Here is a 26,814-nt window from a genome sequence, read left to right as displayed (position 1 = left end):
CTCACTCCTCTCGCAGCGCCAGCGCGGCGTTGGCGCGCGCCATCTTCCAGGCGGGGTAGAGGCCCGCCAGCGCGGAGGCCACCAGCGCCAGCACCACCGCCTGCACCAGCGTCTGCGGCGTCAGCGCGAGCTGGAGCGTCCACCCGAAGGAGCGCTGGTTGATGACGTGCACCAGGACGTAGGCCAGCCCCACGCCCAGCGGCACGGAGAACAGCCCTGCCAGCAGCCCCAGCAGCCCCGTCTGGAGCGACACCAGGCCCCAGAGCTGCTCCGGCGTCAGCCCGGTGGCGCGCAGCACGGCGAACTCCCGCGCGCGCTCCAGCTGCAGGGCCATCAGCGCGCTCAAGACACCCACGAAGGCCACGCCGATGGCGAGCAGCCGCAGCACCTGGGTGATGGTGAAGGTCCGGTCGAAGACGTCCAGGGACGCCTGCCGCAGCGAGCGGTTGGCGCGCACCAGCAGCGCCTGCGCGTCGCCGGCCCGCTCGCGCACCGAGGCCACCAGCGCGTCCACGTCCTGCCCGGGCGCCGCGTACAGCGCCACGCCGCTGATGCCCCGGTCGTCGAACCAGTGCTCGTAGGTCGTGCGCGGCATCAGCAGCGTGCCCACGTCCGAGCCATAGTCGAAGTACACGCCCACCACGCGGAAGTCGCGCGGCCCCTTGTCCGTGGCCAGCCGCACCGAGTCTCCCACGCCGACGCCGCGGTGGAAGCCGAAGGGCTCCGAGACGAGGACCGTGTCGGGCGACGCCATCAGCTCGCGCCACACCGTCTCCGGAGTGCCCTGCTTGAAGGTGTAGGGGCGCGCGGACGTGCGCGAGAAGTCGACGGCCATCAGGTCCGTGGGCACGCCGTCCACGCGCACGTTGGCCACGCGCAGGGTGCTGCTGCCGGCGACGCCGGGCGTGGCGCGCAGCGTCTCGGCCAGCCCGGGCAGCAGCGTGGCGCCGCCGCGCCGCGCGACGAGCGACGGCGGGGAGATGAACACGTCCGCCTGGAGCGACGTGTCCAGCCATGACACCACCGTGCCGCGGAAGCTGGACACCATGAGGCCCACGCCGACCGTGGTGGCCACCGCCACCATCAGCGCCGCCAGCGCGACCGCCGTGCGGCTGAGGCTGGTGTGCACGCCCCGCGCGGCCATGCGCCCCATCAGTCCGAAGGCGGCGCCCAGCGGCTGGGCGGCCAGGGCGGACAACCCTTGCGTGGTCCACGGCACCAGCAGCGCCGCGCCCAGCAGCACCGAGAAGAGTCCGCCATAGGCGGGCAGCAGCGCCTGGGTGGGCCACGCCAGCAGCGCGGTGCCGGCGGCCAGCACCAGAAGCCCCAAAAGGGCCAGCCGCGGCGCCCGCCCGCGCGAGACGTCCTCCAGCGTGGACCTGCGCATCGTCGTCACCGGCGGCGAGCGCGCCGCCTCCCACGCGGGCACCAGGGCCGCCAGCAGCGTGGCGCCCAGGCCCAGCGCCAGGCCCTTGGCCAGGGTGAAGGGCTCCAGCGCCAGCCGCCGCACGCTCACCACGAAGTACAGGTCATTGAGCGTCTGGGTGACGAGCTCCACCAGCCCACGCGCCAGCAGCACGCCCAGCAGCAGCCCCAGCACCGTGCCCACCGCGCCCAGCACCGCGGCCTCGCCCAGCACCAGCGCGAAGAGCTCGCGCCGGGTGATGCCCAGCGCGCGCAGGCGGCCCAGCAGCCCGCGCCGCTGCACCACGGAGAACGTCATGGTGTTGTAGATGAGGAACATCCCCACCACGAGCGCCAGCAGCGACAGCGCGGTGAGGTTGGTGCGGAAGGCCCGCGTCATCTGCTCCACCGTGCCCGCGCGCGACGCGGCGCGCACCAGCTCCAGGCCCGGGGGCAGGGTGGCCGCCAGCGCCTGCACCTGCGCGTCGCCGCCCGTCAGCCGCAGGTCCACGCGCGTCAGCCGCCCCGTCTGGCCCAGCAGCTCCTGCGCGGTGGCCACATCCGTGAGCACCAGCGCCTCCAGCGCCCGCGCGGTGTCCTCGTCCGCCGGCTCCAGCAGTCCCACCACGCGCAGCGGCTTCTCCAGGCCCTCCAGGCGCACCGGCAGCGTGTCGCCGGTCGTCAACCCCAGGGCCCGCGCGGCCCGGGCGCTCAGCATCACCGCGCCCGGCTCGGTGAGCAGCGCGCTCACGTTGCCCACCGCCTCGCCGCGGGCGTAGTCGCGGAAGGGGCCCTCCACGAAGGGGTCCACGCCCAGCACCGTGAGCGTGCGCCTGTCGCCCACCGCCGCCTGGACGTGGCCCTCCACGACGGGCGCGGCCACCGGCGCGCCGGGGCGCACGCGCAGGTCGCGGTACACCGCGTCCGGCACGCCCGTGGAGCCGCCCACGAGCTGGTGCGTGGCGCGCCCGGCCACCGCGTCCGTGGAGCGCTCGAAGGCGCGCAGGGCGCTGCCGCTCGCCAGGTCGATGGACACCACCACCGCCACGCCCAGCGCGATGCCCAGCAGCGACAGGCCCGTGAGCCACGGGTGGCGGCCCAGGTGGCGCAGGCTGGAGTGGACCAGCAGCCGGCTCACAGCGCCTCCTTCCGCGAGGAGGCCCGGGGCACCTCCACCAGGCGGCCACCCTCCATCGTCAGGACGCGGTGGGCGCGGGACACCAGCCCGGGCTCATGGGTGACGACGAGCGCGCAGGTGTTGCCCTTGCGCGTCAGCGCCTCCAGCAGGTCCAGCACCTGCCGTCCCGTGGCCTCGTCGAGGTTGCCGGTGGGCTCGTCCGCCAGCAGCAGCGGCGGCTCGTGGGCCAGGGCCCGCGCCACCGCCACGCGCTGCTGCTCGCCGCCGGACAGCCGGTCCGGGAAGCTGTGCGCGCGCGGGCCCAGGCCCACCTGCTCCAGCAGCGTCTTCGCCCGGGCGCTGGCCTCCGCGCCGCCGTGCCCGTTGAGCTCCAGCGGCAGCCGGACATTCTCCTCCACCGTCAGCGTGGGGAGCAGGTTGAAGGCCTGGAAGATGAAGCCGATGCGCTCGCGGCGCAGCAGCGTGCGCTCGCGCTCGTTCAGCCGTGACAGGTCGCGCCCGTCCACGCGGACCTCGCCCTGGCTGGGCAGGTCGATGCCGCTGATGAGGTTGAGCAGCGTGGACTTGCCGGAGCCGCTGCGCCCCAGCAGCACCACGAACTCGCCCCGATGCAGGGAGAGCCGGACGCCGGAGAGGACCTCGCGCACGGTGTCGCCTTCGGCGTAGGCCTTGGTGACGTCGCGCAGTTCGACCAGGGGAGCGGAGTCGGGCGGAGGCATGGGTGCACCTCCATACACGGCTGCCTCGCGCGCCGCCGCTTCCTCCGCTCGCGCATGGCCGCACCCCGTTCAGGCGCCAGCAGCGGGCGAAGGGGTCTCCCAGTAGGACGCGTGTTGCGGCTGCGTGAGGAAGTCGCCCACCTCCGCCGCCAGCAGGGGCCCCGCCGTGTCACGGGGGATGATGTGGAAGCCCTGCCGCAGCGAGAGCACCCGCACCGACGGCGCCGCGGTGAGGCGGCGTGCGAGCCACCGCCCGCCGTCCGGGTCCACGACGTGGTCCTGCTCCGCCACCGCGACCAGGGTGGGGCAGCGCACGTGCGCCGCGTCGCGAATCGCCAGCGTCTGGAGCGTGCACAAATCCCTCAGCCTCGCCACGGGGAAGGCCGGCAGCACCGGGGCCTCCGCCAGGGCCTCCGGGTCCGAGATGTCCGTGCCCGTCTTCGCCACCCACGGGTGCGTCCACTCCAGCACCGGGGTGCGCGCGAGCTGCCGGACGAGGAACATGCGCGGCCCCCGGAAGCGCACCGCGGGCGCGATGAGCGTCAGCGCCCGCACGGCCTCCGGATGCCGCGCCGCCAGCCCGAGCGCCAGCAGCGCCCCCATGGAGAGGCCGGCCACGAACACGCCCCGGCGGCCGCCCACCTCATGCAGGGCCCGCTCCGCCGCGGCCTGCCAGTCGCGCCAGGTGACATGGAGCAGGGCCTGGGGCGTGGTGCCATGGCCCGGCAGGCGGGGCGCCACCACGCGCAGGCCCCGCGCGGCCAGGGCCTCGCCCAGCGGGCGCACGTCCCACGGGCTTCCCGTGAAGCCATGGAGGAGCAGGCACACCTCATCGCCCCGTCCCAGGTCGAAGGGGGCCGTCTTCCGCGGGTCCAGGGCCCCGGTCTCGGCAGTCGGGCTCACGCCGTGACACTGGCCACGCGCGGGCGCAGGCGCTATGCCCCCTGCCTCATGGCGGACACTCCGAAGCCCCCGGACATGCAGTTGCAGATTCAGATGGATGAGGACGTGGCCAATGGTCAGTACGTGAACATGGCCCTGGTGAACCACTCGGACACCGAGTTCACCCTGGACTTCATCTACGTCCAGCCCCAGCAACCCAAGGCCCGGGTGCGCTCGCGCATCATCACCAGCCCCAAGCACATGAAGCGGCTGCTGGCGGCCATGCAGGACAACATCCAGCGCTACGAGGCGAAGTTCGGCCCCATCGCGATTCCCGAGGAAGACGGCGGCGTGCACTGAGCGTCCTCCGGCCCCGGGAAACCCACACGTCGGGTGTTTCTCCTGGCCGTTCGCTGGCCTTCGGGAGCCGTGGCGCGCAGACTGGCCCCATGGTGCTCAGACTCCTTGTCCCGTTGCTCGTGTCGCTCTACGCCTCCTCCGCCGCGGCCCAGTGCCTGGGCGACGGCGTGCAGCTCTTCCCCACACCGGGCGCCATCATCCCCACCAACGCTCGCTTCCTGCTGGAAGGGGTGGGGACCGCGCGGCCCCAGGTGGCCGCGCTCGTGGGCAAGAAGCTGCGGCTGGTGGCGGACAACCACATCGTCGAGGTGTCCGCGCAGCGCGGCTGGGAGAGCAGCCTGGGCCGCGTCACCGTCATCCTCAAGCCCGCCGGGAAGATGGAGCCGGACAAGCGCTACACGCTGCGCGTGGACGAGGTGTTGCCCAACGTGGCGCTCCTCAATGGCCGCGGCACCATGCTGCCCGAGTGGCGCACGGGCAAGGGGCCGGACAAGCAGGCCCCGCGCTGGCTCAAGCGCCCCGCCGTCTCCGAGGGCTTCCTGCGCCGCAGCGCCCAGGGCACCGCCCGCTTCGTCCGGCTCAACCTGTCGCTGAAGGAGGACAGCCCGGCGTACCTGGTGGTGAAGCTGGAGCCGCGCCGCCCGGGCCCCAGCGTCCAGCAGTACGTGGTGCCGGTGAGCAACAACACGGCCTTCATCGGCCATGAGGCCTGCAGCGGCACCTTCGCCATGGAGGATGGCCGCAGCTACCGGGCCCGCATCCAGGCCTTCGACGCGGCGGGGCAGATGGCGCCCGCCGTGCCGCCGGTGGACTTCGAGGCCCCGGACGAATACTCGATGCAGCCGTAGGGCGCGCGCGCGCTCCCCCGGGGCCGGGAAGTGGTGTAGGCCTGCGGCGGGCGCCGGGCCCTGGGAGCGTGAATGAAGACGGTAGACGTGGAGAGTCTCAAGGAGCGGATGACGGCCTTCATCCGGTCGCTGCAGGACGACATCTGCACCGCCCTGGAGCGGCTGGACGGCTCGGCGCGCTTCCGCGAGGACGCGTGGAGCCGTCCCGGCGGTGGCGGTGGCCGCAGCCGGGTGCTGGAGGACGGCGCCGTGCTGGAGAAGGCCGGCGTCAACACGTCGGTGGTGTTCGGCGAGCTGGAGGAGCAGTTCGCGCAGAAGCTCCAGGGCGAGGGCCGCCGCTTCTGGGCGGGCGGGCTCTCCCTGGTGCTGCACCCGCGCAACCCGCATGTGCCCACCGTGCACGCCAACTACCGCTTCATCCACCAGGGCGGGAAGGCGTGGTTCGGCGGCGGCGCGGACCTGACGCCCTACTACCTCTACGAGGAGGACGCGGCGCACTTCCACCGCGTGCACAAGGCCGCGTGTGACAGGCACGACGCGGACTACTACCCGCGCTTCAAGGCCGCGTGCGACGGGTACTTCTACCTGCGCCACCGCGAGGAGACGCGCGGCGTGGGCGGCATCTTCTTCGAGAACATGGGCGGGGACCTGGAGAAGGAGTTCGCCTTCGTCCAGGACTGCGGCCGGGCCTTCCTCGACGCGTACCTGCCCATCGCCGAGCGGCGCAAGGACACGCCGGTGACGGAGGGGCAGCGCTTCTGGCAGGAGGTGCGGCGCGGGCGCTACGTGGAGTTCAACCTCGTCTACGACCGGGGCACCGTCTTCGGCCTGGAGACGCGCGGGCGCACCGAGTCCATCCTCATGTCGCTGCCGCCGCAGGTCCGCTGGCGCTACGACTACCACCCCGAGCCCGGGACGCCCGAGGCGCGGCTGGTGGAGGTGCTGCGCCAGCCCCGCGACTGGGCCCACCAGGGAGGCTGAGCGGCGGATGGCCCGGGACTCGAGGCGCCAGCGGTTGCTGCTCGTGGGGCTCGCCGGGGGAGCCATCCTCGGACTCGCGCTCTGGGGGGGCCTCCGGGCGCGCGGCCCGGGTGGGACGGCCCCGCAGGGGGCCGCGGATGACACCGAGGCCCGCGTCAACGTGCTGGCGCTGTGCGACGCCGTCCAGGCCTACCGCGCCGAGCACGGCGTCTACGTCACCGCGGGGCCCACGCCGAAGGAGATTCCGCCCGGAGGCCGGGCCGTGCCCTTCCCCGAGGACGAGGCCTTCCACCGCATCGGCTTCGAGCCGGAGGGGAAGGTGCGCTTCCAGTACCAGGTGGTGGTGCTGGAGAGTCCCGTGGGGGAGCCGGAGGTGTCCTGCCTCGCCCGGGGGGACTTCGACGGTGACGGGCAGAACTCCGTCTACCGCGTTCGTCTGGATGCGAACGGAATGACCACGCCCATCGAGGTGGAGCGCGCGGGCGAGTAGCCGCGGGCCGCAACCCTCTCCGCGTTCCCCGCGAGAATGAAGGGGCCGGGCAGGCCGACCCTTGAAATGGGCGGTAACGGTACGCGGCAGCGGCGCGTGTCAGGCTCGGACGCAACAGGCCGGCCCCCCCAGCCAGAGCGAGGCATCGCCCATGCCCTCCCTACGCATCCCCAACGTGATTGACCGCGCCCTCCGCTCACTGGGCGCTGGCGGCTCCCGGCGTCTGGCGGGCCCGGACGTACAGGGCCCGCGAGACTGGGGGCGCGGGGCGCAGCCTTCCCGGCCCGATGACAATTTCCGCCCGCGGCAGCCACCCGCGCCGCACCCGCCCATGGGCGGCCAGGAGCGCCCGCCGGTGAAGTCGGTGGCGGAGCTGGTGCCGCCCCAGCTCGCGGACACCTCCGGGCAGGAGGCGCTGGGGCGCCGCTTCGCGTCGGACGCGGCGCTGCTGGCCTCGCACCTGGCGCCGCCGCGGCTGTCGGGCTCGGAGCGGGCCACCCGGCTGTGGGAATTCTATGCGGCCTACGCCACGGCCGCCGCGCAGCTCCCGCCCGAGCCGGAGGCCCGGGAGGCCTTCCGCGAGGCGCTCGAGGGGCAGGGCTTCGCCGAGCTGCGGGACGCGCACACCGGTGAGGACGGCGTGACGCGCGGCCTGTGGGTGATGGAAGCCCGCACACCCGCCGAGGCCCGGCTGCGGGCCGCCGCCGTGCGGCTGGAGCCGCCTCCCGAGGTGCGCCACTCCGAGGAGGTGGCCGCCCGACCGGCCGAGCAGGCGCTGGCCCAGGCCCCTGGCGCCCGGGCGGCGGTGCTGCTGCATGGCCCGGCGATGCCGGCGCTGCGCCCGCGCGAGGAGGTGCCCCAGGAAGAGGCGGAGGACGCGCGGCGCCCGCGCGGTACGAATCGCCGCCTGGGGCCGAGGATGCTGTGGAACGTGCTGCACCGCTTCCGCTCGGACCCGGAGGACGGGGCGGTGGCGCAGGGGCGGTGGGAGCGGGTGACGTTTGGCGCCTTGCTGGCCTTGCTGGGCATCGCACTCGCCGTGGCAGCGCTCGTCAGTCTCTAGGCCCGTCCGCCCGGCGGCGGCGCCTTCGCCAGTGCGAATCTCCTTGGATTGCGCCCGCTTGTGCTAGGTTGCCGCACCTACTTGGCCACCGACGACCTCACTCTCGTCAAGCGCGTCCGGAGCGGCGACCAGCGCGCTTTCAAACTCCTCGTCGAGCGTTACCAGCGCAAGGTGTACGCCGTTGCCCTGGGCATGCTGAAGGACAAGGAGGAAGCGATGGACGTCTCCCAGGAGGCGTTCGTCAAGGTCTACAAGTACCTGGACCACTTCAAGGGCGACTCGTCCTTCTACACCTGGCTCTACCGCATCACCGTCAACATCTGCATCGACGTGATTCGCAAGCGCGGCGGAGGCGGCGAGGCCGTGGAGTTCGACGAGAGCCAGTCCATGGACCTGTCCGAGGCCCGCATCGGCGCGCTGGGCAGCCGCCTGGGCACCAACCCCCAGAAGAGCGCCCTGCGCCGCGAGCTGGCGGAGAAGATCCAGGAGGCCCTGGGCACGGTGCCGGAGAAGCACCGGGCCATCCTCCTGCTGCGGGAAATCGAGGGCATGTCCTACGACGACCTGGCCCGCACCCTGGACATTCCCAAGGGCACGGTGATGAGCCGGCTTTTCCATGCCCGGGCCAAGGTCCAGAAAATCCTCAGTGAATACCTGGAGTTGGACGAAGCGAAGAGCGGGGTGGGCAGTGAGTGAGCAGGCCTCGAATATCTGAGAGGAGCTGCCGTCCCAATTTTCGCAGCCCCTTCCAGCGAGCAGGTAAAGCCAATGGCCGGAAATCCCGCGTGTGAGCGTTTCGTCCCCATGCTGTCCCCGTACGTCGACGGCGAGCTGAGCTCGGCCGAGCGCGTCAACGTGGAGCGGCACCTGGCGGCCTGTCGCGACTGCACCGGGCGGGCGGCGGACCTGCGCGCCGAGTCCGGCCTGCTGCGGGTGGGCCTGGACATGGCCCTGGACGACGTGGACTTCAAGGACTTCACCCAGCGCGTCATGGCGCGGGTGACGCCGGACAAGCCGCCCCTCATGGAGCGGCTGAAGCTGGCAGTGTCCGAAATGTTCCTCTACCAGCGCACCGCGATGATTTCGTCGCTGGCCACCGCCGCCGTGCTGGTACTGGTGGGGCTGCCCCTGTTGATGAGTGACAGGGCGCCGGTGGGGTACGCCGCCGAGCGCATGACGGTGAAGTCCATCCAGCCCTACCGCAACGCCGAGGTGGCGCCGGTGGTGATGGAGACGGACAATGGGGGCACCATCATCTGGCTGGTGGACGAGGACTCGGACGTCCTGGTCCCTGGCGCGGAGAAGGGTGAGCGGCAGGAACAGACGGGCAACGGCCAGCCGGACGGAAGCGGGCGCAACGTGCCCGCGCGCCCGGCGCCGGACGCCCCCAGGCCGTCGGGAGGCTCCTTGTGAGAAAGCACGTATCGTCGGGCCGGATGCTGTGGGCGGTGCTCGGGCTGGGCCTGCTGCTGCCGCTGGCCGCCAGCGCGCAGGACGCGAAGGTCCAGGTCCAGGTGGAGGTGGTGCTCGCCTCGAAGAAGGGCACCGAGGTGAACCCGCCCGAGCTGGAGAAGATGAAGGAGCAGTTCCAGAAGCAGAACTTCAGCTTCACCTCCTTCAAGCGCCTCTCGCAGGAGGTGCTCACGGTGAGCGCGAAGAGCGCCTCCGAGGTGAAGCTGCCCAACGGCGCCAACGCGACGCTGCAGCTGCAGGGCATCAAGGACGGCACCGCCACGGTGCGCGTGGCCATTCCGCGCCAGCCCACGCTGGACGTGGAGCTGGGCCGCCAGGGCGCCGTCTACCAGAAGGCGGGCAAGTACGTGGGCGGGGAGCTCATCCTCGTGCTCTCCCCTCCCGCGCGGTAGTCCCGCTGTCGCGCCGCCGGGCTCAGGCGGCGCGGGCCTCGTCCTCTTCCAGGACGAGGATTTCCAGGTCCTCCTCCAGCTCCAGCGGGAGGACCTCTTCCTGCGGCGCGTGCGCCTGGAGGCCCGGTGCGGGGGCCTCGGCGTGCTCCCGCTCCAGGTGGATGCGCAGCCCGTCGAACATGGCGTCGAAGGCCTCGTAGATGCGGTCCACCATGGCCAGCGCGTCCGCGCGCACCTCGGGGGACAGTTGCATGGCCTCCAGCTCCGCCGCCAGCTCCTGCTCGAACATGGCGTGCTGCGCCTCGGCCTGCATGTGGTGGTCGGAGAAGTACTTCAGCCGCTCATCCGCGCCCTGCGCCGCGGTGACGATGGCGGTGCGGCTGAAGAAGACGTGGCTGGTGGACTCCAGCGCCCACAGCAGGACGATGCGCAGCCGGTCATCCACCGGGCGGTACACCTCGCTGATGATGGCGTAGGCCGCGTCGCGCGTCTTCACGTGGGCGCGGCCGTACATGGCGCCGATGCTCAGCGAGCTGCCGGTGAGCGCGGAGATGTCCTCCTCGAACCACTGGTCGTGCCCGCCCTCCTCGGCGTGGTGCCGCGTGGCGAGCGCCTTGAGGTGCGCGTCCTGGATGAAGTGTGCGTTGAGGCGCAGCACGTCCTGGAACGTCATCACCCAGAACGTCAGGCGCGGGGCGAAGGCCATCACCTGTTCGATGGGACGGTCCATCCTCATGTCGGAGAAGAAGGGGTGCGCTGCGAAGCGCGCCTCGCGCACAGCGATGTGTTGGAGCACTTCCTTCATGGTGGACCTCCCGATGGATGTGAGGTGATTCACCGCCCCGGCCCGCTGGCGGAGTCCCGTTACCAGTTGATGGTGTATGTGCAGGAGCTGTCGCCCCGGCGCCGGCAACTCTTGGCCTCATGTTCAATACGCACCCAGAGCGAATCCTTGGGGCGGAACCGGTCGCCAATGGCCTCGATGAGCCCGAGGTCCAAATCGCAGGGATAGGGATTGTCACACACCATGCGCGCGTTGCGCCGGTCCACCAGCTCGAAGCGGTAGCCGCCGATGGTGCCCTTGCCGCGGTGGTTCATCCGGTAGGCCATGTCCACCGCCCGCAGCCCCTTCTCCAGCGTGTCGATGTCCGGCGGGAAGTGCGCGCTGTCCGGAATCTTCCGCCCGATGGTTCTCACCGTGCTGGGGCCAATCTTGTCGAAGACGAGCTGGAAGGACTTCAGCAGGGCGGGCATGGGGTACCAGGTGTCCGCCTTCAACGGCGCGATGCCGTTCTCTCCCAGGATGCGCAGCGCGCGCGACTGGGCGAGCTCCATGCCGTTGACGATGGCGAGAATCGACTGGCCGATGACTTCGATACCCTGGAAGGACATGGGCTGAAGCGCTGGAGCCGTGGCACTGATGGGGGTCTTCAATTCCATACGGATAACGCCCTCGTGGGAAGTGACACGTATTGAAGCGACTTTTTTCCATATTTTCAAATAGGCTTGCATGTATGTAATTTTCCGGAGAACTCGATATGGGATTCCCCGTGGCTCAATAACGACCCGCGCGGTCGGTATGGCGCGAGGTGACCTGCCCTTCGCTGGGAGTAGGGCCGCGGCCATGCGCCGCGCGAGGGCAGCCAGGCGTCGCGGGCCGCGTGGGCGTGGGGCGCCTGGCGTGGGGCGGGATGCCCCGGTGGGGCAACCTGCCCCGGAGGCGCTTTGGAGCGCCCGGGCGCGCGGAGGCCCCCACCGGAAGAAGTTCCGTCGGGGCCGGGGCGCACAAGGCTGAAAAAAAGTCAGAGGTCCAGTCCTTGGGGTGGGGGACCAAGCAGCCGGCCCTCGGGAAATCGCGGGGTTGGCGCTCGGCACGACGGTTGCTGATGGGAGTGGGCGTGCAGGTTGGCGGCGGCGGGTCGGGAGCAGGACAGGCGAACCCCTCACCCTTGGAGACGAAATCATGGCGAAGACGCAGAAGCGTGGACAGGTCATCCGTCGGAAGGCTCAGCAGGTGAAGGTGTCGACGGCGAGCGCGGTGAAGGGCGCGGGCCGGAGCGCTCGGCAGGTGCAGGTGACGCTGGGCGACCTCATCGCGGCGGCGTTCGACACGGTGGGTGGCGAGGTGAAGAAGGTGGCGCAGGTGATGTCGTCCCGGGACATGACGGTCGCCACGGGCAAGCACATCGTCTTCGTCGGCTGAAGCGCGGCTCCACCGGGGCGCGCGTGAGGTGCAAGGGGCCTGGCGGTGGCGCCAGGGAGGGCGGCCGAGGCGGCGACGGGAAGGGACGCACCTTTGAGACGCATCATCAGTCCCGGACGGAATTGCTGGACGGTAGAGGAGGCGAGCGACGCGGGCGTGCTGGTGGACGCGCGCGACTACTACCGGGAGCTGTATCGGGCCGCGCAGAAGGCCCGGCGCTACATCGCGATGACGGGCTGGCAGTTCGACAGCGACGTCGCGCTGCTGCGGGGAGAGGACCTGGGCGAGGCGCGCGGCGAGGCGCGGCTGCTGCCCATGCTGGACGAGCTGTGCCGCGCCAACCCGGACCTGCGCGTCTACGTGCTGGCGTGGGACTTCAGCCTGCTGCTCGCCATGGAGCGCGAGTGGATGCAGCGGCTCATCTTCAACTGGACGGCGAACGGACAGGTGCGCTTCCGCTTCGACGCCTCCAGTCCGTTGTACGGCGCGCACCACCAGAAGGTGGTCGTCATCGACGGCGCGGTGGCCTTCACCGGCGGAATGGATGTCTGTGATTGCCGGTGGGATGACCGGGACCACCCGGTGCGCTCGGAGCTGCGCTGTGACAGTGGCAGGGACCCGCATGGCCCGTACCATGACGTGCAGGCCGTCCTGACGGGCCCCGTGGTGGACCGGCTCGCGGAGCTGTTCGAGGCGCGCTGGGCGCACGCGGGCGGCGGCGAGCTGCGGCTGCCCAGGGTGTCCAGGGACGACGTGGACTTCACGCCGAGCCTGCCGGCGCCGCCGGGGCCGGTGGCCCTCAGCCGCACCTTCGGCAAGACGCTGCTGCCTCCGCAGCCCCCGGTGCAGGAGGTGGCCGCGCTGTACCTGGACGCCATCGACTCGGCCGAGCGCTTCATCTACATCGAGAACCAGTACTTCTCCTCGCGGGCCATCTTCCAGGCGCTGGTGAGGCGCATGCGGTCGCCGTGGCGGCCCCGGCTCCAGATCGTCCTGGTCCTGCCCCAGCAGCCCGAGGCGCTGCGTGAGCAGCTCGCCATGGGCATTGCCCAGGTGCGGCTGCTGCGCGCGCTGGAGCGCGTGGCGCGCGAGACGGGGCATGCCTTTGGCGTGTACTGCTCCGCGGGGCATGACGCGCGCACCGGCGCGGACGTCTACACGTACATCCACTCGAAGGTGATGGTGGTGGATGACCGCTTCCTCACGCTGGGCTCGGCGAACACCACCAACCGGAGCCTCGGGCTGGACTCGGAGCTGAACATCAGCTGGGAGGCGGAGGCCCCCAACGACGCGACGATGCGCGCCATCCGCCGCATCCGTGTGTCGTTGATGGCGGAGCACGCGGGCCTGGCGGGCATGCCCGCGCTGCGCATGCTGGCCGCCGCGGACGGGGGGCTGGTGGAGTGGCTGGACGAGCTGGCCGTCATGGGCCTGCAGCGCCTGCGCACCCACCCGATGGTGACGGTGTTCGACCAGAGCCCGCTGCTCAAGTCGCTGGAGCCCGAGGAGCTCATCATCGACCCGGAGGATTCAGTGCTGGACGAGTCCCTCTTCGAGGCGCTCCACCGCGCCGAGGACGGGCTGTTCGCCTCCGGCATCCGGCTGCTGTCGCGCTGGCTGGTGGGTACGGGCACCGAGCGCCCGCACCGCGCCATCCTTCCCTGCGTGCAGGACGACGGTTAGCGCTGATTGGCCACGCGGTGGGACTGGCGTGTGCCCGCTGCCGCCAGCGCAACGGGAGCCGGACCCGGGATGGGGCAACTCGACGTCACATCTCAGCCCAGCGCGAGCGGACGCGCCTCACCGCGTGGGCGCGGCTTCGGCGGACGGCTCCGGCGCTCGACGGGGCGGTTCTGGAGACGACGGCCGACGTCGGCGATGGCCTGGATGATGGGGAGAAGCTCCCGCCCGAGGTCGGTGAGCGCGTACTCGGTCGAGGTCGGCGTGGTGGGCACGACGGTGCGCGCGACCACGCCCCGCGCCTCGAGCTCTCGCAGGCGCTGACTGAGCACGCGTGCGGAGACGTCCGGGATGTCGAGCCGCAGCTCGCCGAAGCGTCGGGGCTGGGCGCTCAGATAATACAGGACGTGCGGTGCCCACGCCCCGCTGAGCAGCTCCATCGAGCGATTGAGCGGGCACTCCTCCGACGCCGTTCCGCGCTTGCCGCGTGGCGCCCGGACGATATCGGCCGGTGGTGTGGCTCGGTTCTTCCTGACCTTGAGTGACATGGCGGTGGTAACTCGGCGGTTACTGGAAAGCGGGGAGGTGGCTCGTCATCCAGTGCCACGACGTCCGCGCGACCGCTATCGAAAGGGCACACCCTTTTCGAGGAGCACGCGAATGATTGTCGTGACGGGCGCAACGGGCAACGTGGGGCGGGAGCTGGTGCGGAGGCTCGCGGGAGCGGGAGAGGAGGTCACCGCGGTGGCGCGCAGGGCTCCCGCGGAGCCGCTCCCTCCGCGGGTCCGCCATGTCCAGGGAGACCTGTCCTCGCCCGCGTCGCTGACGCCGCATCTGCGGGGCGCGTCGGGCGTCTTCCTCCTCATCCCGGGCGGAGGGGAGGGCCTCTCGCCGGTGGCGCTGCGCGACCTCCTGGAAGAAGCCCGGGTGCCGCGCGTGGTGCTGCTCTCGTCGCTCGCTGTCGGCACGCGGTCCGCGGCGCCCTCGCATGCGCACCTGCGTGCTGTCGAGGACGCGGTTCGGGCGACGTCGGCTCGCTGGACGATTCTTCGCCCCGGTGGCTTCGCCTCGAACGCCCTGGCGTGGGCGGCCTCCGTGCGCGCCGAGCGCAGCATCGCGGCCCCCTTCGCTGACGTGGCGCTCCCCATCGTGGACCCCGCGGACATCGCGGCCGTCGCGGACCGCGCGCTGCGCGAGGACGGCCATGACAGCAAGGTGTACGTGCTCACCGGCCCCACCGCCATCTCCCCGCGCCAGCAGACCGCCGTCATCGCGGAGGCCCTGGGGGCGCCGCTGCGCTTCGTGGAGTGGAGCCGCGAGGAGGCCCGGTCGATGATGCTGCGGTTCATGCCCGAGCCCGTCGCCGATGGCACGCTCGACATTCTCGGCGCCCCCACGGAGGAGGAGCGACGCGTCAGCCCTGAGGTCGAGCGGGTGCTCGGGCGTCCGCCGAGCCCGTTCTCCGCATGGGTGGAGCGCCACGTCGCGGCGTTCCGCTGACGGCACGCCGTTTCGGAGCAAGGGGCCCGGTGCTCGGTCCGGGAACGCCGTGGCCCGCCTCACTCGTGGCGTGGAGGCGCCTCAGGGGCGGGCGGCTCAGGGACCTGCTCCCGTGCGGTCCGGGCGAGCCGCTCCCGGAGGCGGCGGGGAGGCGGGGCCCTGGGCGCCCGCCTGCCTTGGGACGGGCCCGGGGGCACGGGCACGGCTGGCGGGTTGTGCCTGCCGCGAGGGACGCCACCTTGTCGAGAGCACAACTTCTCTCACGCAAGGGGGTTCACCATGAAGCTTCCTCTCATGGCCGCAGTGGCGGCGCTGGCTTTCTGGGGGTGTTCGAGCAACTCGGCGAACACGCGGGCGGATGACAGCGCCATCGGTGGCTCCGGCTCGGAGACGACGTCACCCGAGTCCGTGGATACGTCTTCCGACTGGGATGACCGCAGCCCGGGCGAAGCCGGTGACGTGACGGACAACGAGCGGCGTGATCGACAGGACGCGCCCACCGTCTACGACGGCGAGGCGACTGGCGGCAGCGGTCCCGGCATGGGCGCGGGCACCTCGGTGACGACGCCGGAGGGCGAGCGCTACGACGTGCAGGATGGCCCGCTCCTGGGTGGTCAGCAGAGCGAGGACGCCCGGAAGGACGGCGTGGGCGGCTCGGGCAACATCCAGAAGGAGCCGGTGGACGGCAAGTCCGAGGTCGAGGAGCTCGACGCCGACGACGTGCAGACCGAGGAAGTGGAAAGCAGTGACGTCGAGGTCGACAGCACCCGCTGACGCGGCATGACGGCCACGTCCTCCGCGGGATTTCCGCGGGGGCGTGTGTGCCGACGGGCCGCAGCGCCACCCACACGCGATTGCAGTCGTGTGCTTTGTCTCGCGTCGTGGGCGGGTAGAGTTGGGGGACGATGACTGGCGCCCCCCTCTTCGCACTTCTCGCCCTGGTGTCCACGCAGTACGAGGCCAGCTCCACCGTGGAGGAGGTGACCTCGGAGGAGGACGTCTCCTCGTCGGCGCCGGCACAAGGCGCCTCCGTCTCCGCGGCGCGACTGGATGAGCCCGCGCCCCCGGGAAGTTCCCACACGGGAGGTGAGGGTTTCGGCTTCAGCGGACAGCTGGAAGTCGGCGGCCTCAGCCTGCCGTCGGGGCCTCGTGACGGCGGACAGGACTTCTTCGCGCGGGTGTATCCCTCCCTGGGGCTGACGCACGGGGACACCTTCGTGCTGCGGCTGGGCGCCAACCTGCGGCTGCGCATGGTGGATGAAGCGCCGAAGCGCGAGGACGACTACAGCGGCGGCCTGCGACACGAGGACTGGGACGACCTGAGCGACCTGGGCCAGGTGGTGCGCATGCTGCGCATCGGCCAGGAAGGCCGCCCCTTCTTCCTGCGCATCGAGCCCTTCTCCGAGGAGACGCTAGGGCGCGGCTACCTCGTGAACCGCTACAGCAACACGCTGGCGCCGGACTATCACCCCGCGGGTGGCTCGCTGACCTTCGTGACGGGCGGGCTCCGCGCGGAGGTTCTGGCCAGTGACGTGCTCGCCGCGCGCATCTTCGCGGGCGAGGCGCTGCTGGACATCGGCCGCATGGGCAGCGACGACGCCAAGCACTTCGACCGCTACCTGGTGCGCCTGTCCGCGGCCCACGACGCGGGCCGCGCGGGCGGCACCACGCCCAACCTCACGCTGGCCTCGGTGGGGGGCGACATTGCCCTGTACAAGGGCGAGCGGCTGCGCGCGTGGGCCCTGCTGGGCGGCGGCGCGCGCTTCACGCAGGCGTATTCGCCGGACTTCGGCGGACTGCTGGGCGTGGCCTTCGAAGGGCAGATGGCCAGCGGCACGCAACTGAGCGTCACCCTCCAGGGCCGCAAGCAGGGAGGCCGCTTCCGCTTCGGCATGTTCGGCTCCGACTACGAGCTGGGCCGCTTCTCGGGCGTCGGCCTGTCGGAGACGCCCATCGCGGACGAGGAGCTGCCCTCGGGCTTCGCCGGCTACCTGGAGGTGAGCATGGCGAAGGGGAACCCCAACGAGCTGCTGCTGCTGGGCAGCGTGGCCGCGCAGTACTTCGGCTTCGGCCGCACCGACGTGGACCTGTCCGCCGGCTTCGAGCTGCCGGGCGGCAAGACGCGGGCCCTGACGCGCGTGGTGCTGACGGGACTGGGGGACAGGCCGCGGTACCTGGCGAGCCTGGAGGTGCGCCAGCGCATCCTCAACCACTTCTATGCCTGGGGCTCCGGCGGAACCGTCCATTTCCCACAACCGGACGGGACGCTCGTGCGAGGTGTCACCGCGGGCGCCGGCGTCGGCTTGGACTTCCAGCGCTGAACGGCAGCAGCCCGAGCGGCGGCGGGCCTTCGCGGGCCTGACGCCGCTTTCTTCTTGCCCGGCTTGACTACGGTTGTAGTCAGCCGTACCTTCCTCGTGACTACAGTTGTCGTCACGGGAAGGGTCATGAAGAAGCCGGTCGGAGAGCAGGAGCTGGCGGTGCTGCGGTACGTGGCGGAGCGCGGTCCGGCGACGGTGGGCGAGGTGGCGGAGCGCTTCGGCGAGCCGCAGGGGCTGGCGCGCTCCACCATCCTCACGGTGATGGAGCGGCTGCGCCTCAAGGGGTACCTGACGCGGCGCAAGGTGGAGGGCGTGTACCAGTACGCCTCGCCGGTGCCGACGTCGGAGCTGCTGCGAGACGTGGTGGGGGACTTCGTGCAGCGCTCGTTGTCGGGCTCGCTGTCGCCCTTCGCCGCCTACCTGTCCGAGGTCGAGGACGTGTCCGACGAGGAGCTGGCGCAGCTCCAGGACGTCGTGGCCCGCCTGCGCTCGAAGAAGCAGAAGGGATAGGACCATGGGCACGGAATGGCTGTCTCACGTGGGAGAGTGGGCGTCCTCGGGGCTGTGGCGGGCCTCATGGCAGGGCGCGCTGTGGGCCGTGCTGGTGTGGGCGGTGTCGCGGGCGTTTCCGAAGCTGCCGGCGTCGCTGCGCGCGGGGCTGTGGTGGCTGGTGGCGCTGAAGTTCGTGGTGGCGCTGGGGTGGCTTCCGTCCGTCTCGCTGCCCGTGCTGCCCGCCTCGGCGGCCTCCGGGTGGACGTGGGTGGAGGCGCGGTGGGACGAAGCCACCACGCGGGGCGCGGGGATGCGCGCGTCCGTGACCTCGGTGCTGGGGCTAAGAGGGGACACCGGCAGCGGGGAGCGCTCGGACGGACGTGGTGCGATCGCGGCGCAGGCCACCGTCGGGCAGGCCCCTGCGACACGGTCCTGGGGCACCGCGAGAGAAACTGGGAATGACGTGGTGGCGCATGCGCTGGAGGCGCCCCAAGGGGCGAGCCACTCCAGCCTCTCGGTGGAGGCCGCGCGCGGCGAGCCCGTGTCCTGGTGGCCCGTGGAGCGCCGCGCGGACGTGATGGGCGGAGGTGTCACGGCAGCGGGTGCTCCCTGGACGGGTATCGTCGTTGGGCTCCTCCTGGCGCTATGGGTCGCCGGCGTGGTGTGGCACGTGGGGCGCCATGTGAAGGGCGGGCTCGCGATGCGCCGCCTGCTCCGGGTCTCGCGGCCGCTGGAGCATCCGATGCTGGAGGCCGAGGTGCGCTCGCTGTCCGAGGTAGCGGGGCTGCGGCGCGCGCCAGCACTCCGCGTTTCGGAAGGCGTGAGCAGTCCGCTGGCCACGGGCCTCTTCGCCCCGGTGGTGGTGCTGCCCGCGAAGGCGGTGCGGAGGCTGCCCATGGAGGCGTTGCGCATGGCGCTCGCGCACGAACTGGCGCACCTGCGGCGAGGCGACCTGTGGCTGGGCTGGGTGCCGGCGCTGGCGGAGTCGCTGCTCTTCTTCCACCCGCTCGCCCGCCGCGCCGCGCGCGAGTACGCACTGGCGCGAGAGGAGGCCTGTGACGCCGAGGCCCTCCGTCTCACCGGCGCCGAGCCCGCCGACTACGGCGAGCTGATTCTCGCTTTCGGTATCGCCAGGGCGCCCGGTACGGCCGCGGTGCTCGGTGCGTCCTCTCACCACGTTGATGCGTTGCACAGGAGGTTGAGCATGCTGGAGCACGTCGATGCCGTTTCCACCCGTTCCCGGCGCCTGCTGAAGGTGGCGCTCTGTGCACTGGGCGCCGCGGCGCTGGTGCCCTTCCAGGTCGTCGCGCGTGAAGCGGATGGCGCGCGGGCTCCGTCCTCCGGGAAGGGTGACGCCGCGTCTCCAGCCCAGGCGCCCATGGCGTCCAGCAAGGCGAGTCCGTCTCGAGACGCGGTGGCCCAGCGTGATGTCACGCGCACTGCTTCCGCCGACAAGGCCGCGTCGACACCTGCCGCAGCGCCCGTCGCTTCCGCGCCTTCGGCCGCTACCGCGGGCAAGGTCGCGTCCGCACCGGCGGCAACGTCCACTCCGTCGATGGAGAGGCGCGTCGCGGTCGTCTCGCCTTCCTCCGCCGTGGCTGTGGGCACGCCGGACGCCATCCCGGTCGTCGCGGCCGTTCCCGCGCTTCCCGCGCCGCCGCCCGCGCCGCCCCGCGTGACTCCGCCCGCGCCTCCGCCCGCCCCGCGTGTCGCCGTCGCCTCCCCGCACCTCATCGGGACCGTGAAGTACCTTGGCGCGACGCCTCCGCCCGCGCCGCCCGCGCCGCCCGCGCCGATGCCGCATGGCGGCCCGGACAGCGGCTACGTCCTGCTGGCGGATGGCATGGCCATGATGAACGGCACCACGGTGGACCTCGAGCTGGCGCGCACCTTCAAGCAGAAGGACAAGGCGATTCTGTTCGTCCGCCGGAAGGGAGAGGCGTTCATCATCCGCGATGCGGCCACGCTGAAGTCCGTGCGCGAGGCGCTGACCAGCACCCGGGCGCTGGGCGAGTCCCAGTCGAAGCTGGGCGAGAAGCAGAGCGAGCTGGGCCGGCAGCAGGCGGCGCTCGGCCAGAAGCAGGCGACCCTGGGCCATGAGCAGGGCGGACTGGGACGCAAGCTCGGTGACCTGGCCTATCAGCAGTCGGGGCTGCACCTGGAGGAGTCGCGTCTGGGTTCCCTTCCCGAGGCCGAGCGCGCGAGCCGGCGCGCCGAGCTGAAGAAGCAGGAGGCCGAGCTGGAAAAGCAGATGAAGGTCATCGAAACGCAGATGGCGGAGCTGGCCAGGAAGATGGAGAGCCTGGGCGAGGAGCAGCACAAGCTCAGTGAGAAGCAGCACGCCCTGCATGAGGAGCAGGCGAAGCTGAGCGCGCAGCACCAGGCCCGGATGCAGGAGGCGGAGAAGAAGGTGCACGCGCTCATCGACGAGGCCCTGAGCAAGGGCCTGGGGCAGCCGCTGCCCACCTGATGCGCGGGCCGCCACGCACTTCGAGCCCCAGGCCTGTCTCGCTGCCGGTGCGGGTGTGGGGCGGGCTTCCAGGCGAGGTCCACACGGGCCCGCAACTCCGTGGACTGCCGGGATTCGCCACCCCGTGGTAGACCCGAGCGCATGGCTTCGACGCATGCGCAGGAAGGCGGACGTTTCCTCCAGATGGGGCAGGTCCAGGAGGCGGTGAAGAGCTTCCAGAAGGGGCTCTCCATCCATCCAGACGATGTGGACTGCCTCCTGGGCCTCGTGCGCGCGTACCTCAGCACGGGGGCCGCCGCGGACGCGGAGGCGGCCGTGCTCCGTCTGTTGAAGGCGAAGCCGGACCACACGGAGGGGCAGGCGCACCTCGCCATGCTGCGTGCGCAGGCGGGCGACGCGGAGGCGTTGGAGTCCCTCAAGGCCCTGGCCGCCGCACCCTCCGCCGGCTACTTCGAGCGCTTCAACCTGGGCTCGCTGCTGTTCGAGCGCGGCGACCTGGCTGGCGCGCGCGCCGCCTTCGAGTCCGTGCTCCAGATTGCCCCCGGCAGCACCCACGCCCACTTCGAGCTGGGCCGCATCCGCTTCCAGCAGGGCCAGCCGGACGGCGCGGTGTCCCACTTCCTTCGGGCCGCCGAAGGGGCCCCGCGGGAGGCCATGCCGCTCTTGATGCTGTCGCGGGCGCACGCCGCCTGCGGCCAGCTGGGACTGGCCATCCAGGCCGCGACCCAGGCCCTGGACAAGGCCCAGGGCGGACTCCAGCGCGCGGTGTTGGAGGACCTCTTCAAGCTCTACCTGTCCGGCGGCAGCGCCGAGGGCGCCAGGCGCGCCGCGGAGGAGCTGCGCAAGCTGGAGCCCGGCAGCCTCAACTACCTCTACCTGCACGGGCTGGCGATGATGAGCGCGGGCAGCTTCGCCGAGGCCCGGGACCTCTTCGCGGAGGTGCTGCGGCAGGCTCCCGGCAACTGGCAGGCGCAGCACGCGCTGGCGCAGATGCACCTGGCGCTCGGTGAGCGCGCCCCCGCGCTGAAGCTGCTGGAAGAGGCGTCGGCGACGGTGCCGACGGACCCCGGCCCGACCAACGACCTGGCGGTGGTGCTGATGCAGGACAACGAGCACGCGCGTGTTCCAGCCCTGCTGGCGCCGGTGCTGGCCGCGCACCCGAATGACGCCGGCACGCACCTCAACATGGCCCTGGGGACCTTCCCCTCGGACAAGGAGGCCTCCGCGCGCCATGCGAAGCAGGCCCTGGCGCTGGGCGCCGAGGAGGTGCGCGCGCAGGCCGAGCAGCTGTTGAAGGAGCTCGGCGCCTGAGGGCCCTGGCGCTCGACCTCACCCCTTGTAGGTCTCGAGGGACTGGACGAGCAGCTCGGTGAGCCAGTTCATCACCACGCGCACGCGGCGCGGCACGCTCCTGCCGTAGGTGTGCAGGAGCGAGACGGGCATGGGCATGCAGGTGAGCTCAGGGAGGACCTCCACGAGCGTGTCCTCATGGAGGCGCTCGCGCGCGCTGAGCCGCGGAATCTGGACGATGCCCAGCCCCGCCCGGCAGGCCGCGACGTAGGCGGCGACGCTGCCCACGGTCACCATGCTTCGCATGGGCCGCTCGCGGTAGCCGCCCTCGTGCGGGTACTCGAAGGTCGGCGTGTCGGCGCCGAGCGCCGGTGCGTAGTGGATGAGGAAGTGCCGGTCCAGGTCCTCCAGGCGCTGCGGCGTGCCGTACTTCCGCAGGTAGGCGGCGCTGGCGTAGTTCATCATCCGCAGGACGCCGAGCTTGCGCCCGACGAGCTCCGCGTCCCCCTGCGCGCCGACGCGCAGCACGATGTCGAAGCCTTCCCGGAAGGGCTCGGTGCGCCGGTCCGTGGTGTGGATGAGCACCTCGAGGTGGGGGTGCCGGGCCAGCAGCTCGGGGAGCCGCGGGAGGATGATCTCGCACGCGATATTGACTGGCAGGTCGATGCGCACACGCCCGCGCAGTCCTCGCGCGGCCTGGAACATCGTGCCCAGCTCCTCGGCCTCCTGCGCCAGCCGCCTGGCACGGGGGAGGAGCTCCTCGCCATCTGGCGTGAGACGCACGACGCGCGTGGTGCGCTGGAAGAGCTGACTGCCCAGCTCCGCTTCGAGTGCCTTCAGCCGTAGCGACACCCGGGCCTTGGGCATCCCCAGTTGTTCGCCAGCGCGCGTGAGGCTGCCGAGCTCGGCCACCTTCACGAAGATCCTCAGCGATTCGAGGTCGATGCCCATTGTTTCTCCAATCGAAACAGTGTGTCGGAGCGCAGCCTCGTTCTCAACCCGGGGCCGGCTCACTATTCATGGACCCGTGCGGTGCGGCGCCGCACAGACCTGAAAGGAACCGACATGAATACCTCGAACAAGTCGCCCGTGGCGCTCATCACGGGAGGAAGCCGTGGCCTCGGCCGGAGCATGGCGCTCCACCTGGCGGCCCGCGGCGTGGGCATCATCCTGACGTATCGCGGTGGCGTGGCGGAGGCGGCGGACACCGTGAAGCAGATTGAGGCCGCTGGCGGCAAGGCCGTGGCGCTCGCGCTCGACGTCGGAGATACGAGCGGCTTCGGCGCCTTCGTGGAGAACGTCAGGACGGAGCTGGGGCGCCACTTCGGGCGCGAGCGGCTGGACTTCCTGGTGAACAACGCGGGCATCGGCATCAACGCCAGCTTCGCGGAGACGACCGAGGCGCAGTTCGACGCCCTCATGAACGTCCACTTGAAGGGGACGTTCTTCCTCACGCAGCGGCTGCTGCCCGTGATGGCGGATGGCGGGCGAATCCTGAACATCTCGACCGGGCTCACGCGCTTCGCCTTCCCCGGCTACGGCGCCTATGCGGCGATGAAGGCGGGCGTGGAGGCGCTGACCCGATACATGGCGAAGGAGCTCGGGCCTCGCGGCATCACGGTCAACGTGCTCGCGCCCGGGCCCGTCGAAACCGACTTCCGGGGTGGGGCCATCCGCAACAGTCCCGAGATGAAGAAGGCGCTGTCCGCGCAGACCGCCTTTGGCAGGGTGGGCCAGGCCGATGACATCGGCGGCATCGTGGCCTTGCTGCTGGCGCCCGAGAGTGGGTGGGTGACGGGCCAGCGCATCGAGGCCTCGGGCGGCATCCTGCTTTGACGGCGGGGCGCTCCAGTGGCCCGTCAATGGCTGGAGCGCCGGGGAAGGGCGCGCGCCCTGGTGCTCAGCGCTTCAGGCGGAGGATGACGTCCTTGTTCGGCCCGCAGTCACCGCGCCCATCGCAGTTGCTGGTGGTGACGTAGAGGTGGCCGTCCGGGCCCATGATGACCTCGCGCAGCCGGCCGTGGGTGTTGCGCAGGTACACCTCGTGGCGGGCCACGCGGTGGGAGCCCGGGGCGAACTCCACGCGCTGGAGGTGACGCGAGCCCAGCGTGCCGATGAGCAGCGAGCCCTTCCACTCGGGGATGGCCGTGCCGGTGTAGATGGCGGCACCGCCCGGAGGCAGGGCGTCCTCGTAGGTGATGGACGGGGTGATGTATCCCTTGCGCGTCTCACACGAGTAGATGCCGGGCCAGCCCAGGTTGTCGCCCCGGCGGGCGACGCTCACCTCGTCATGGCCCCGGCGCATCGTCTCCCCGCTGGGGCCGTGGTCCACGATGTAAAGCGTGGATGCGTCCCGCCAGTCGAAGGCCTGGAGGTTGCGGATGCCGGTGAGGAACGCGGGCGAGCCGGGGATGGGATTGTCCCGCGGGACCTCGCCCTCCGGCGTGAGGCGCAGCAGCTTGCCGGCGGGGTCGTTCGCGTTCTGCGAACGGTCGGGGTCTCTCGCGTCACCGGTGCCCGCGTACAGCATGCCATCCGGGCCGAAGCGCAGCCTGCCGCCGTCGTGGTAGGTGGCGGACGCGATGCCGTTGAAGATGACGCGGTCGAGCGTCGCGGTGGTGTGGTCCTCGGACAGCGTCCACCGCTCGATGCGGTTCTCCTCCGTGCCGCCCGCGTCCGTGGTGACGTAGATGTAGAACTGGCGGTTGCTCGCGAAGTTCGGGTGGGGCGCGATGCCGAGCAGGCCGCCTTCCGCGGCATCCGCGACGGGCACGGTCGCCACGGGCTGGGGCTGGAGGACTCCGCCCTTGAGCAGGCGGATGCGGCCCGGGCGCTCGGTGACGAGCGCGTCGCCTCCCGGGAGCCACGCGATGCCCCACGGTGTCTCCAACCCTTGCGCGACGACCTCCACCTGGAAGGGCACGGTGCCGTCCTGGCCCCAGCCATCCTCCACGAGGACGCAGTCCTGGGGGGAGGCGGTGCCTTGCGCCTGGCTCTTGCGGCAGGCGGAGGCGGACAGGGCGAGCACCACGAGGGCGGGGAGCAGGGAGCGGGAGGCGCGCATGCCTGGATTAATGTCCCCGCGCGTGCGGATGCGCCAGCCTCAAGGGCGTCAAGCGTCCGGGAAGGGACGCGCATGCGTGGCATCTCTGGCCGCCTGTATGCGCCCAGGGAGACGCCCGGGCGCTCGTCATGTCGAGCGCCTGGGACTCAGTGGTCCGCGTGACGCTTCTCACCGGCCTCCACGCGCAGGGCCAGCCGGTTGCCCTTCGGCGGCAGCGGGCAGGTGGCGAACCGGGTGAACGCGCAGGGCGGGTTGTAGGCGCGGTTGAAGTCGAGCACCACGCGTCCGTCTTGAGGCATGTCCGCGGAGAGGAAGCGGCCCGCGCCGTAGGTCGCGTCCCGGTTCGTCTCGTCCGCGAAGATGATGAAGAGCTTGCCCGAGCCGTCCTCCACGGGCGTCAGCTGGTGCTCCTTGCCGTCCACGGTGAAGACGAGGGTGCCCGGGGCCTTCATCGCCTCCACGGTGCCCAGCACGTTGGGGACCTGGATGGTGCGGGGCGTTTGCGCCGGCTCGAAGCGCGCCTCGACGCGCCACTTCAAGCTGGCAGGGTACGTGGGAATGCCGTGGAACTGCTTGCGCGCCGGGGCGCTGGAGTCCCGCACGCGCACGCCCAGCTTGTCGCCCCGGAGGATGAGCTGGAAGCTGAGGCTGCCGAGCTTCAAGACGTCCGGGGTGCCCTGCTCGTCCGACTGGAGCACGCCGCCGGTGAAGGGCTGGCCGTTGCGGGTGAGCGCCACGCCGGGGGCGGGCTGGAAGCGGGCCGTCTTTCCCTGCCGCGTGAAGGTGCCCAGCTTCGCCGGAGTTCCCTCCGGGAAGTCGAGGTCGTTCCCGGGCGCGGAGCCCACCGACTGTTCACCCTCCTCGAGCCAGTACAGGCCCACGAGGCTGAGCCAGCCGTCCTCGGCCTGGAGGCGCTCGATACGCTCCTCGTGCCACGCACGGGTCGCGGTGTTCAGTGCTTCGATGGTGGGGGCGGCGGTCATCATGTTCCTGGGGGCGGCCTGGGGAGCGGGCGCGGCATGGAGGGCGAGAGACAGGGCCAGGGCGGTGGGCGTCATGTCAGGGCCTCGGAGAAGGGAGCCCTTGTCTAACAGGGCGGCGCGGCGGGCGCAGGCCCCTGGCCGCCACCGGAGTTGCAGGGGCGAAAGCTCCGTGAGAAGCCGGGCGTCTCGCGTGCACCTCGACCTTCAGCCCACACCGCCACCCGGTGCCTTCCGCAAGCTCGCCCTGGGCACGTGGCGCTCACCGGGAGACCCCAGCGCCTATGCGGCGGTGGAGGTGCGCATGGAACGGGCGCTCGCGTTCCTCGAAGCGCACCGGGCCCGAACGGGACAGCGCCTCACGGTGACGCACCTGGTGGCCAAGGCCGCCGCGGACGCGCTGTGCCGCCACCCGGAAGCGAACGTGCTGCTGCGGTGGAACCGGCCCTGGCGGCGGAAGGACGTGGGCGTCTGCGTGCTGGTGGTGCAGCCGGGGGAGTCGGGGCGCGCCGACCTGACGACGGCCACGGTGCACCGCGCGGATGCGCTGTCGCTGACGTCCTTTGCCGAGACGATGGCCTCACGCATCGATGCGGTCCGCGCGCGCCGGGATGCGGTCATCGAGCGCGGCAAGCGCCGTTCGTACCGCATCCCCGGCTTCCTGATGGGGCTGGCGCTGCGGCTGCTGTCCTTCGTCTGGTTCACGCTGAACGTGGACCTGCGCTGGGTGGGGATGCCGTGGGACCCGTTCGGCTCTGTGGCGGTGACGAGCCTGGGCTCCCTGGGGTTGGAGCGTGGCTTTGTGGCCCTGGTGCCGTACACACGCGTTCCGCTGCTGCTGGCGCCGGGCGCGGTGCGGACCGAGCCCGTGCTGGAGGCGGGGGCGCTCGTTCCTGGGAAGGTGATGACGCTCACCTGTACGTGGGACGCCCGGCTCATCGGCGTGGAGGACGTGGCGCGGGTCCTTCGTCACATCGGCGCCGCACTGGAGGACCCGGAGCGTGCCTGGGACGCAGCGGGTGGGGCTGTGAGCGGGCCGGAGGTGGAGTAGCATCCCGGGGCGT

General features: G+C 71.5%; 27 protein-coding genes. 18 read left to right on the top strand and 9 right to left on the bottom strand.

Annotated elements, in window-relative coordinates:
• Nucleotide 1: 1 nt before the first annotated feature.
• The 3 genes from VZL07_RS10550 to VZL07_RS10540 all read right to left on the bottom strand — a co-directional run bounded on the left by VZL07_RS10550 (nucleotide 2) and on the right by VZL07_RS10540 (nucleotide 4,137).
• Entirely contained in the window at nucleotides 2–2,542 is a 2,541-nt protein-coding gene (locus VZL07_RS10550; RefSeq protein WP_426755365.1) for an FtsX-like permease family protein, read from the bottom strand.
• Nucleotides 2,539–3,261, bottom strand: coding sequence for an ABC transporter ATP-binding protein (locus VZL07_RS10545; RefSeq protein WP_426755364.1), 723 nt, complete (start codon nucleotides 3,259–3,261; stop codon nucleotides 2,539–2,541). Before VZL07_RS10545 ends, VZL07_RS10550 begins: the two co-directional genes overlap by 4 nt.
• A gap of 69 nt (nucleotides 3,262–3,330) precedes the next feature.
• Nucleotides 3,331–4,137, bottom strand: coding sequence for an alpha/beta hydrolase (locus tag VZL07_RS10540; protein WP_426757280.1), 807 nt, complete (start codon nucleotides 4,135–4,137; stop codon nucleotides 3,331–3,333).
• A 75-nt stretch (nucleotides 4,138–4,212) separates the two neighbouring features.
• Here VZL07_RS10540 and VZL07_RS10535 point away from each other — a divergent pair, with 75 nt between their 5' ends.
• The 8 genes from VZL07_RS10535 (at nucleotide 4,213) to VZL07_RS10500 (ending at nucleotide 9,750) form a co-directional block, all read left to right on the top strand.
• Complete coding sequence (locus tag VZL07_RS10535) at nucleotides 4,213–4,503, top strand: DUF3467 domain-containing protein (RefSeq protein ID WP_426755363.1); 291 nt, start codon at nucleotides 4,213–4,215, stop codon at nucleotides 4,501–4,503.
• An 89-nt stretch (nucleotides 4,504–4,592) separates the two neighbouring features.
• Complete coding sequence (locus VZL07_RS10530; protein WP_426755362.1) at nucleotides 4,593–5,351, top strand: hypothetical protein; 759 nt, start codon at nucleotides 4,593–4,595, stop codon at nucleotides 5,349–5,351.
• 72 nt (nucleotides 5,352–5,423) lie between these two features.
• Entirely contained in the window at nucleotides 5,424–6,332 is a 909-nt protein-coding gene (hemF, locus tag VZL07_RS10525) for an oxygen-dependent coproporphyrinogen oxidase (RefSeq protein ID WP_426755361.1), read from the top strand.
• A 7-nt stretch (nucleotides 6,333–6,339) separates the two neighbouring features.
• Nucleotides 6,340–6,822: a hypothetical protein gene (locus tag VZL07_RS10520; RefSeq protein WP_426755360.1), complete on the top strand. Its 483-nt coding sequence runs from the start codon at nucleotides 6,340–6,342 to the stop codon at nucleotides 6,820–6,822.
• A 151-nt stretch (nucleotides 6,823–6,973) separates the two neighbouring features.
• A complete protein-coding gene (locus VZL07_RS10515; RefSeq protein ID WP_426755359.1) occupies nucleotides 6,974–7,885 on the top strand; it encodes an Immediate early protein ICP0 in 912 nt (303 codons plus the stop codon).
• A gap of 81 nt (nucleotides 7,886–7,966) precedes the next feature.
• Nucleotides 7,967–8,581, top strand: coding sequence for an RNA polymerase sigma factor (locus VZL07_RS10510; protein ID WP_426755358.1), 615 nt, complete (start codon nucleotides 7,967–7,969; stop codon nucleotides 8,579–8,581).
• Nucleotides 8,582–8,653: 72 nt separating this feature from the next.
• Nucleotides 8,654–9,298 carry an anti-sigma factor family protein gene (locus VZL07_RS10505; RefSeq protein ID WP_426755357.1) on the top strand — a complete coding sequence of 215 codons (645 nt, stop codon included), beginning with the start codon at nucleotides 8,654–8,656 and terminating at the stop codon, nucleotides 9,296–9,298.
• Between the two features lie 23 nt (nucleotides 9,299–9,321).
• Nucleotides 9,322–9,750 carry a hypothetical protein gene (locus tag VZL07_RS10500; protein WP_426757279.1) on the top strand — a complete coding sequence of 143 codons (429 nt, stop codon included), beginning with the start codon at nucleotides 9,322–9,324 and terminating at the stop codon, nucleotides 9,748–9,750.
• A 22-nt stretch (nucleotides 9,751–9,772) separates the two neighbouring features.
• Here VZL07_RS10500 and VZL07_RS10495 read toward each other — a convergent pair whose 3' ends face one another.
• Nucleotides 9,773–10,555 (bottom strand): hypothetical protein, encoded by a 783-nt coding sequence (locus VZL07_RS10495; RefSeq protein WP_426755356.1) that lies wholly within the window; start codon nucleotides 10,553–10,555, stop codon nucleotides 9,773–9,775.
• 59 nt (nucleotides 10,556–10,614) lie between these two features.
• Nucleotides 10,615–11,190, bottom strand: a complete 576-nt coding sequence (locus VZL07_RS10490; protein WP_426755355.1) for a hypothetical protein — start codon at nucleotides 11,188–11,190, stop codon at nucleotides 10,615–10,617.
• A gap of 523 nt (nucleotides 11,191–11,713) precedes the next feature.
• Here VZL07_RS10490 and VZL07_RS10485 point away from each other — a divergent pair.
• Both VZL07_RS10485 and VZL07_RS10480 read left to right on the top strand, forming a co-directional pair.
• Entirely contained in the window at nucleotides 11,714–11,953 is a 240-nt protein-coding gene (locus tag VZL07_RS10485) for a chaperonin (protein WP_426755354.1), read from the top strand.
• A gap of 93 nt (nucleotides 11,954–12,046) precedes the next feature.
• A complete protein-coding gene (locus VZL07_RS10480) occupies nucleotides 12,047–13,636 on the top strand; it encodes a phospholipase D-like domain-containing protein (protein ID WP_426755353.1) in 1,590 nt (529 codons plus the stop codon).
• 92 nt (nucleotides 13,637–13,728) lie between these two features.
• On the opposite strand, the gene VZL07_RS10475 is transcribed toward VZL07_RS10480, so the two are convergent.
• Nucleotides 13,729–14,181 (bottom strand): winged helix-turn-helix transcriptional regulator, encoded by a 453-nt coding sequence (locus tag VZL07_RS10475; RefSeq protein ID WP_426755352.1) that lies wholly within the window; start codon nucleotides 14,179–14,181, stop codon nucleotides 13,729–13,731.
• 112 nt (nucleotides 14,182–14,293) lie between these two features.
• On the opposite strand from VZL07_RS10475, the gene VZL07_RS10470 reads away from it, so the two are divergent.
• The 6 genes from VZL07_RS10470 (at nucleotide 14,294) to VZL07_RS10445 (ending at nucleotide 21,727) form a co-directional block, all read left to right on the top strand.
• A complete protein-coding gene (locus tag VZL07_RS10470; RefSeq protein ID WP_426755351.1) occupies nucleotides 14,294–15,133 on the top strand; it encodes an SDR family oxidoreductase in 840 nt (279 codons plus the stop codon).
• A 279-nt stretch (nucleotides 15,134–15,412) separates the two neighbouring features.
• Nucleotides 15,413–15,907, top strand: coding sequence for a hypothetical protein (locus tag VZL07_RS10465; RefSeq protein WP_426755350.1), 495 nt, complete (start codon nucleotides 15,413–15,415; stop codon nucleotides 15,905–15,907).
• 131 nt (nucleotides 15,908–16,038) lie between these two features.
• Nucleotides 16,039–17,454 carry a hypothetical protein gene (locus VZL07_RS10460; RefSeq protein ID WP_426755349.1) on the top strand — a complete coding sequence of 472 codons (1,416 nt, stop codon included), beginning with the start codon at nucleotides 16,039–16,041 and terminating at the stop codon, nucleotides 17,452–17,454.
• A gap of 126 nt (nucleotides 17,455–17,580) precedes the next feature.
• A complete protein-coding gene (locus VZL07_RS10455) occupies nucleotides 17,581–17,964 on the top strand; it encodes a BlaI/MecI/CopY family transcriptional regulator (RefSeq protein ID WP_426755348.1) in 384 nt (127 codons plus the stop codon).
• A gap of 4 nt (nucleotides 17,965–17,968) precedes the next feature.
• The gene (locus tag VZL07_RS10450; RefSeq protein WP_426755347.1) at nucleotides 17,969–20,416 is read left to right on the top strand and encodes a M56 family metallopeptidase; all 2,448 of its coding nucleotides are present in this window, start codon (nucleotides 17,969–17,971) and stop codon (nucleotides 20,414–20,416) included.
• Between the two features lie 141 nt (nucleotides 20,417–20,557).
• Nucleotides 20,558–21,727, top strand: coding sequence for a tetratricopeptide repeat protein (locus VZL07_RS10445; RefSeq protein ID WP_426755346.1), 1,170 nt, complete (start codon nucleotides 20,558–20,560; stop codon nucleotides 21,725–21,727).
• A gap of 18 nt (nucleotides 21,728–21,745) precedes the next feature.
• Here the strand turns inward: VZL07_RS10445 and VZL07_RS10440 are convergent, their stop codons facing one another.
• Nucleotides 21,746–22,657: a LysR family transcriptional regulator gene (locus VZL07_RS10440; protein WP_426755345.1), complete on the bottom strand. Its 912-nt coding sequence runs from the start codon at nucleotides 22,655–22,657 to the stop codon at nucleotides 21,746–21,748.
• A gap of 114 nt (nucleotides 22,658–22,771) precedes the next feature.
• Between VZL07_RS10440 and VZL07_RS10435 the strand changes: the two genes are divergently transcribed.
• A complete protein-coding gene (locus tag VZL07_RS10435) occupies nucleotides 22,772–23,542 on the top strand; it encodes an SDR family NAD(P)-dependent oxidoreductase (RefSeq protein ID WP_426755344.1) in 771 nt (256 codons plus the stop codon).
• A 64-nt stretch (nucleotides 23,543–23,606) separates the two neighbouring features.
• Here VZL07_RS10435 and VZL07_RS10430 read toward each other — a convergent pair whose 3' ends face one another.
• Entirely contained in the window at nucleotides 23,607–24,770 is a 1,164-nt protein-coding gene (locus tag VZL07_RS10430; RefSeq protein WP_426755343.1) for a PQQ-dependent sugar dehydrogenase, read from the bottom strand.
• Between the two features lie 146 nt (nucleotides 24,771–24,916).
• Nucleotides 24,917–25,828, bottom strand: a complete 912-nt coding sequence (locus tag VZL07_RS10425; RefSeq protein ID WP_426755342.1) for a DUF1684 domain-containing protein — start codon at nucleotides 25,826–25,828, stop codon at nucleotides 24,917–24,919.
• 115 nt (nucleotides 25,829–25,943) lie between these two features.
• Here VZL07_RS10425 and VZL07_RS10420 point away from each other — a divergent pair, with 115 nt between their 5' ends.
• Nucleotides 25,944–26,801: a 2-oxo acid dehydrogenase subunit E2 gene (locus VZL07_RS10420; protein WP_426755341.1), complete on the top strand. Its 858-nt coding sequence runs from the start codon at nucleotides 25,944–25,946 to the stop codon at nucleotides 26,799–26,801.
• Nucleotides 26,802–26,814: the final 13 nt, after the last annotated feature.

The organism is Pseudomyxococcus flavus (assembly GCF_050038885.1).
In the GTDB taxonomy this organism is placed as follows: Bacteria; Myxococcota; Myxococcia; order Myxococcales; family Myxococcaceae; genus Myxococcus; species Myxococcus flavus.
The sequence above is the reverse complement of the archived record's forward strand: the minus strand, read 5'-3'. Positions and strand labels throughout refer to the sequence as shown.

Bases quoted from the DNA above. Each gene is read 5' to 3' on its own strand.
- VZL07_RS10545 (WP_426755364.1), bottom strand. From the start codon at position 3,261: ATGCCTCCGCCCGACTCCGCTCCCCTGGTCGAACTGCGCGACGTCACC.
- VZL07_RS10535 (WP_426755363.1), top strand. From the start codon at position 4,213: ATGGCGGACACTCCGAAGCCCCCGGACATGCAGTTGCAGATTCAGATG.
- VZL07_RS10530 (WP_426755362.1), top strand. From the start codon at position 4,593: ATGGTGCTCAGACTCCTTGTCCCGTTGCTCGTGTCGCTCTACGCCTCC.
- hemF (WP_426755361.1), top strand. From the start codon at position 5,424: ATGAAGACGGTAGACGTGGAGAGTCTCAAGGAGCGGATGACGGCCTTC.
- VZL07_RS10520 (WP_426755360.1), top strand. From the start codon at position 6,340: ATGGCCCGGGACTCGAGGCGCCAGCGGTTGCTGCTCGTGGGGCTCGCC.
- VZL07_RS10515 (WP_426755359.1), top strand. From the start codon at position 6,974: ATGCCCTCCCTACGCATCCCCAACGTGATTGACCGCGCCCTCCGCTCA.
- VZL07_RS10505 (WP_426755357.1), top strand. From the start codon at position 8,654: ATGGCCGGAAATCCCGCGTGTGAGCGTTTCGTCCCCATGCTGTCCCCG.
- VZL07_RS10500 (WP_426757279.1), top strand. From the start codon at position 9,322: ATGCTGTGGGCGGTGCTCGGGCTGGGCCTGCTGCTGCCGCTGGCCGCC.
- VZL07_RS10495 (WP_426755356.1), bottom strand. From the start codon at position 10,555: ATGAAGGAAGTGCTCCAACACATCGCTGTGCGCGAGGCGCGCTTCGCA.
- VZL07_RS10490 (WP_426755355.1), bottom strand. From the start codon at position 11,190: ATGGAATTGAAGACCCCCATCAGTGCCACGGCTCCAGCGCTTCAGCCC.
- VZL07_RS10485 (WP_426755354.1), top strand. From the start codon at position 11,714: ATGGCGAAGACGCAGAAGCGTGGACAGGTCATCCGTCGGAAGGCTCAG.
- VZL07_RS10475 (WP_426755352.1), bottom strand. From the start codon at position 14,181: ATGTCACTCAAGGTCAGGAAGAACCGAGCCACACCACCGGCCGATATC.
- VZL07_RS10470 (WP_426755351.1), top strand. From the start codon at position 14,294: ATGATTGTCGTGACGGGCGCAACGGGCAACGTGGGGCGGGAGCTGGTG.
- VZL07_RS10465 (WP_426755350.1), top strand. From the start codon at position 15,413: ATGAAGCTTCCTCTCATGGCCGCAGTGGCGGCGCTGGCTTTCTGGGGG.
- VZL07_RS10460 (WP_426755349.1), top strand. From the start codon at position 16,039: ATGACTGGCGCCCCCCTCTTCGCACTTCTCGCCCTGGTGTCCACGCAG.
- VZL07_RS10455 (WP_426755348.1), top strand. From the start codon at position 17,581: ATGAAGAAGCCGGTCGGAGAGCAGGAGCTGGCGGTGCTGCGGTACGTG.
- VZL07_RS10450 (WP_426755347.1), top strand. From the start codon at position 17,969: ATGGGCACGGAATGGCTGTCTCACGTGGGAGAGTGGGCGTCCTCGGGG.
- VZL07_RS10445 (WP_426755346.1), top strand. From the start codon at position 20,558: ATGGCTTCGACGCATGCGCAGGAAGGCGGACGTTTCCTCCAGATGGGG.
- VZL07_RS10440 (WP_426755345.1), bottom strand. From the start codon at position 22,657: ATGGGCATCGACCTCGAATCGCTGAGGATCTTCGTGAAGGTGGCCGAG.
- VZL07_RS10435 (WP_426755344.1), top strand. From the start codon at position 22,772: ATGAATACCTCGAACAAGTCGCCCGTGGCGCTCATCACGGGAGGAAGC.
- VZL07_RS10430 (WP_426755343.1), bottom strand. From the start codon at position 24,770: ATGCGCGCCTCCCGCTCCCTGCTCCCCGCCCTCGTGGTGCTCGCCCTG.
- VZL07_RS10425 (WP_426755342.1), bottom strand. From the start codon at position 25,828: ATGACGCCCACCGCCCTGGCCCTGTCTCTCGCCCTCCATGCCGCGCCC.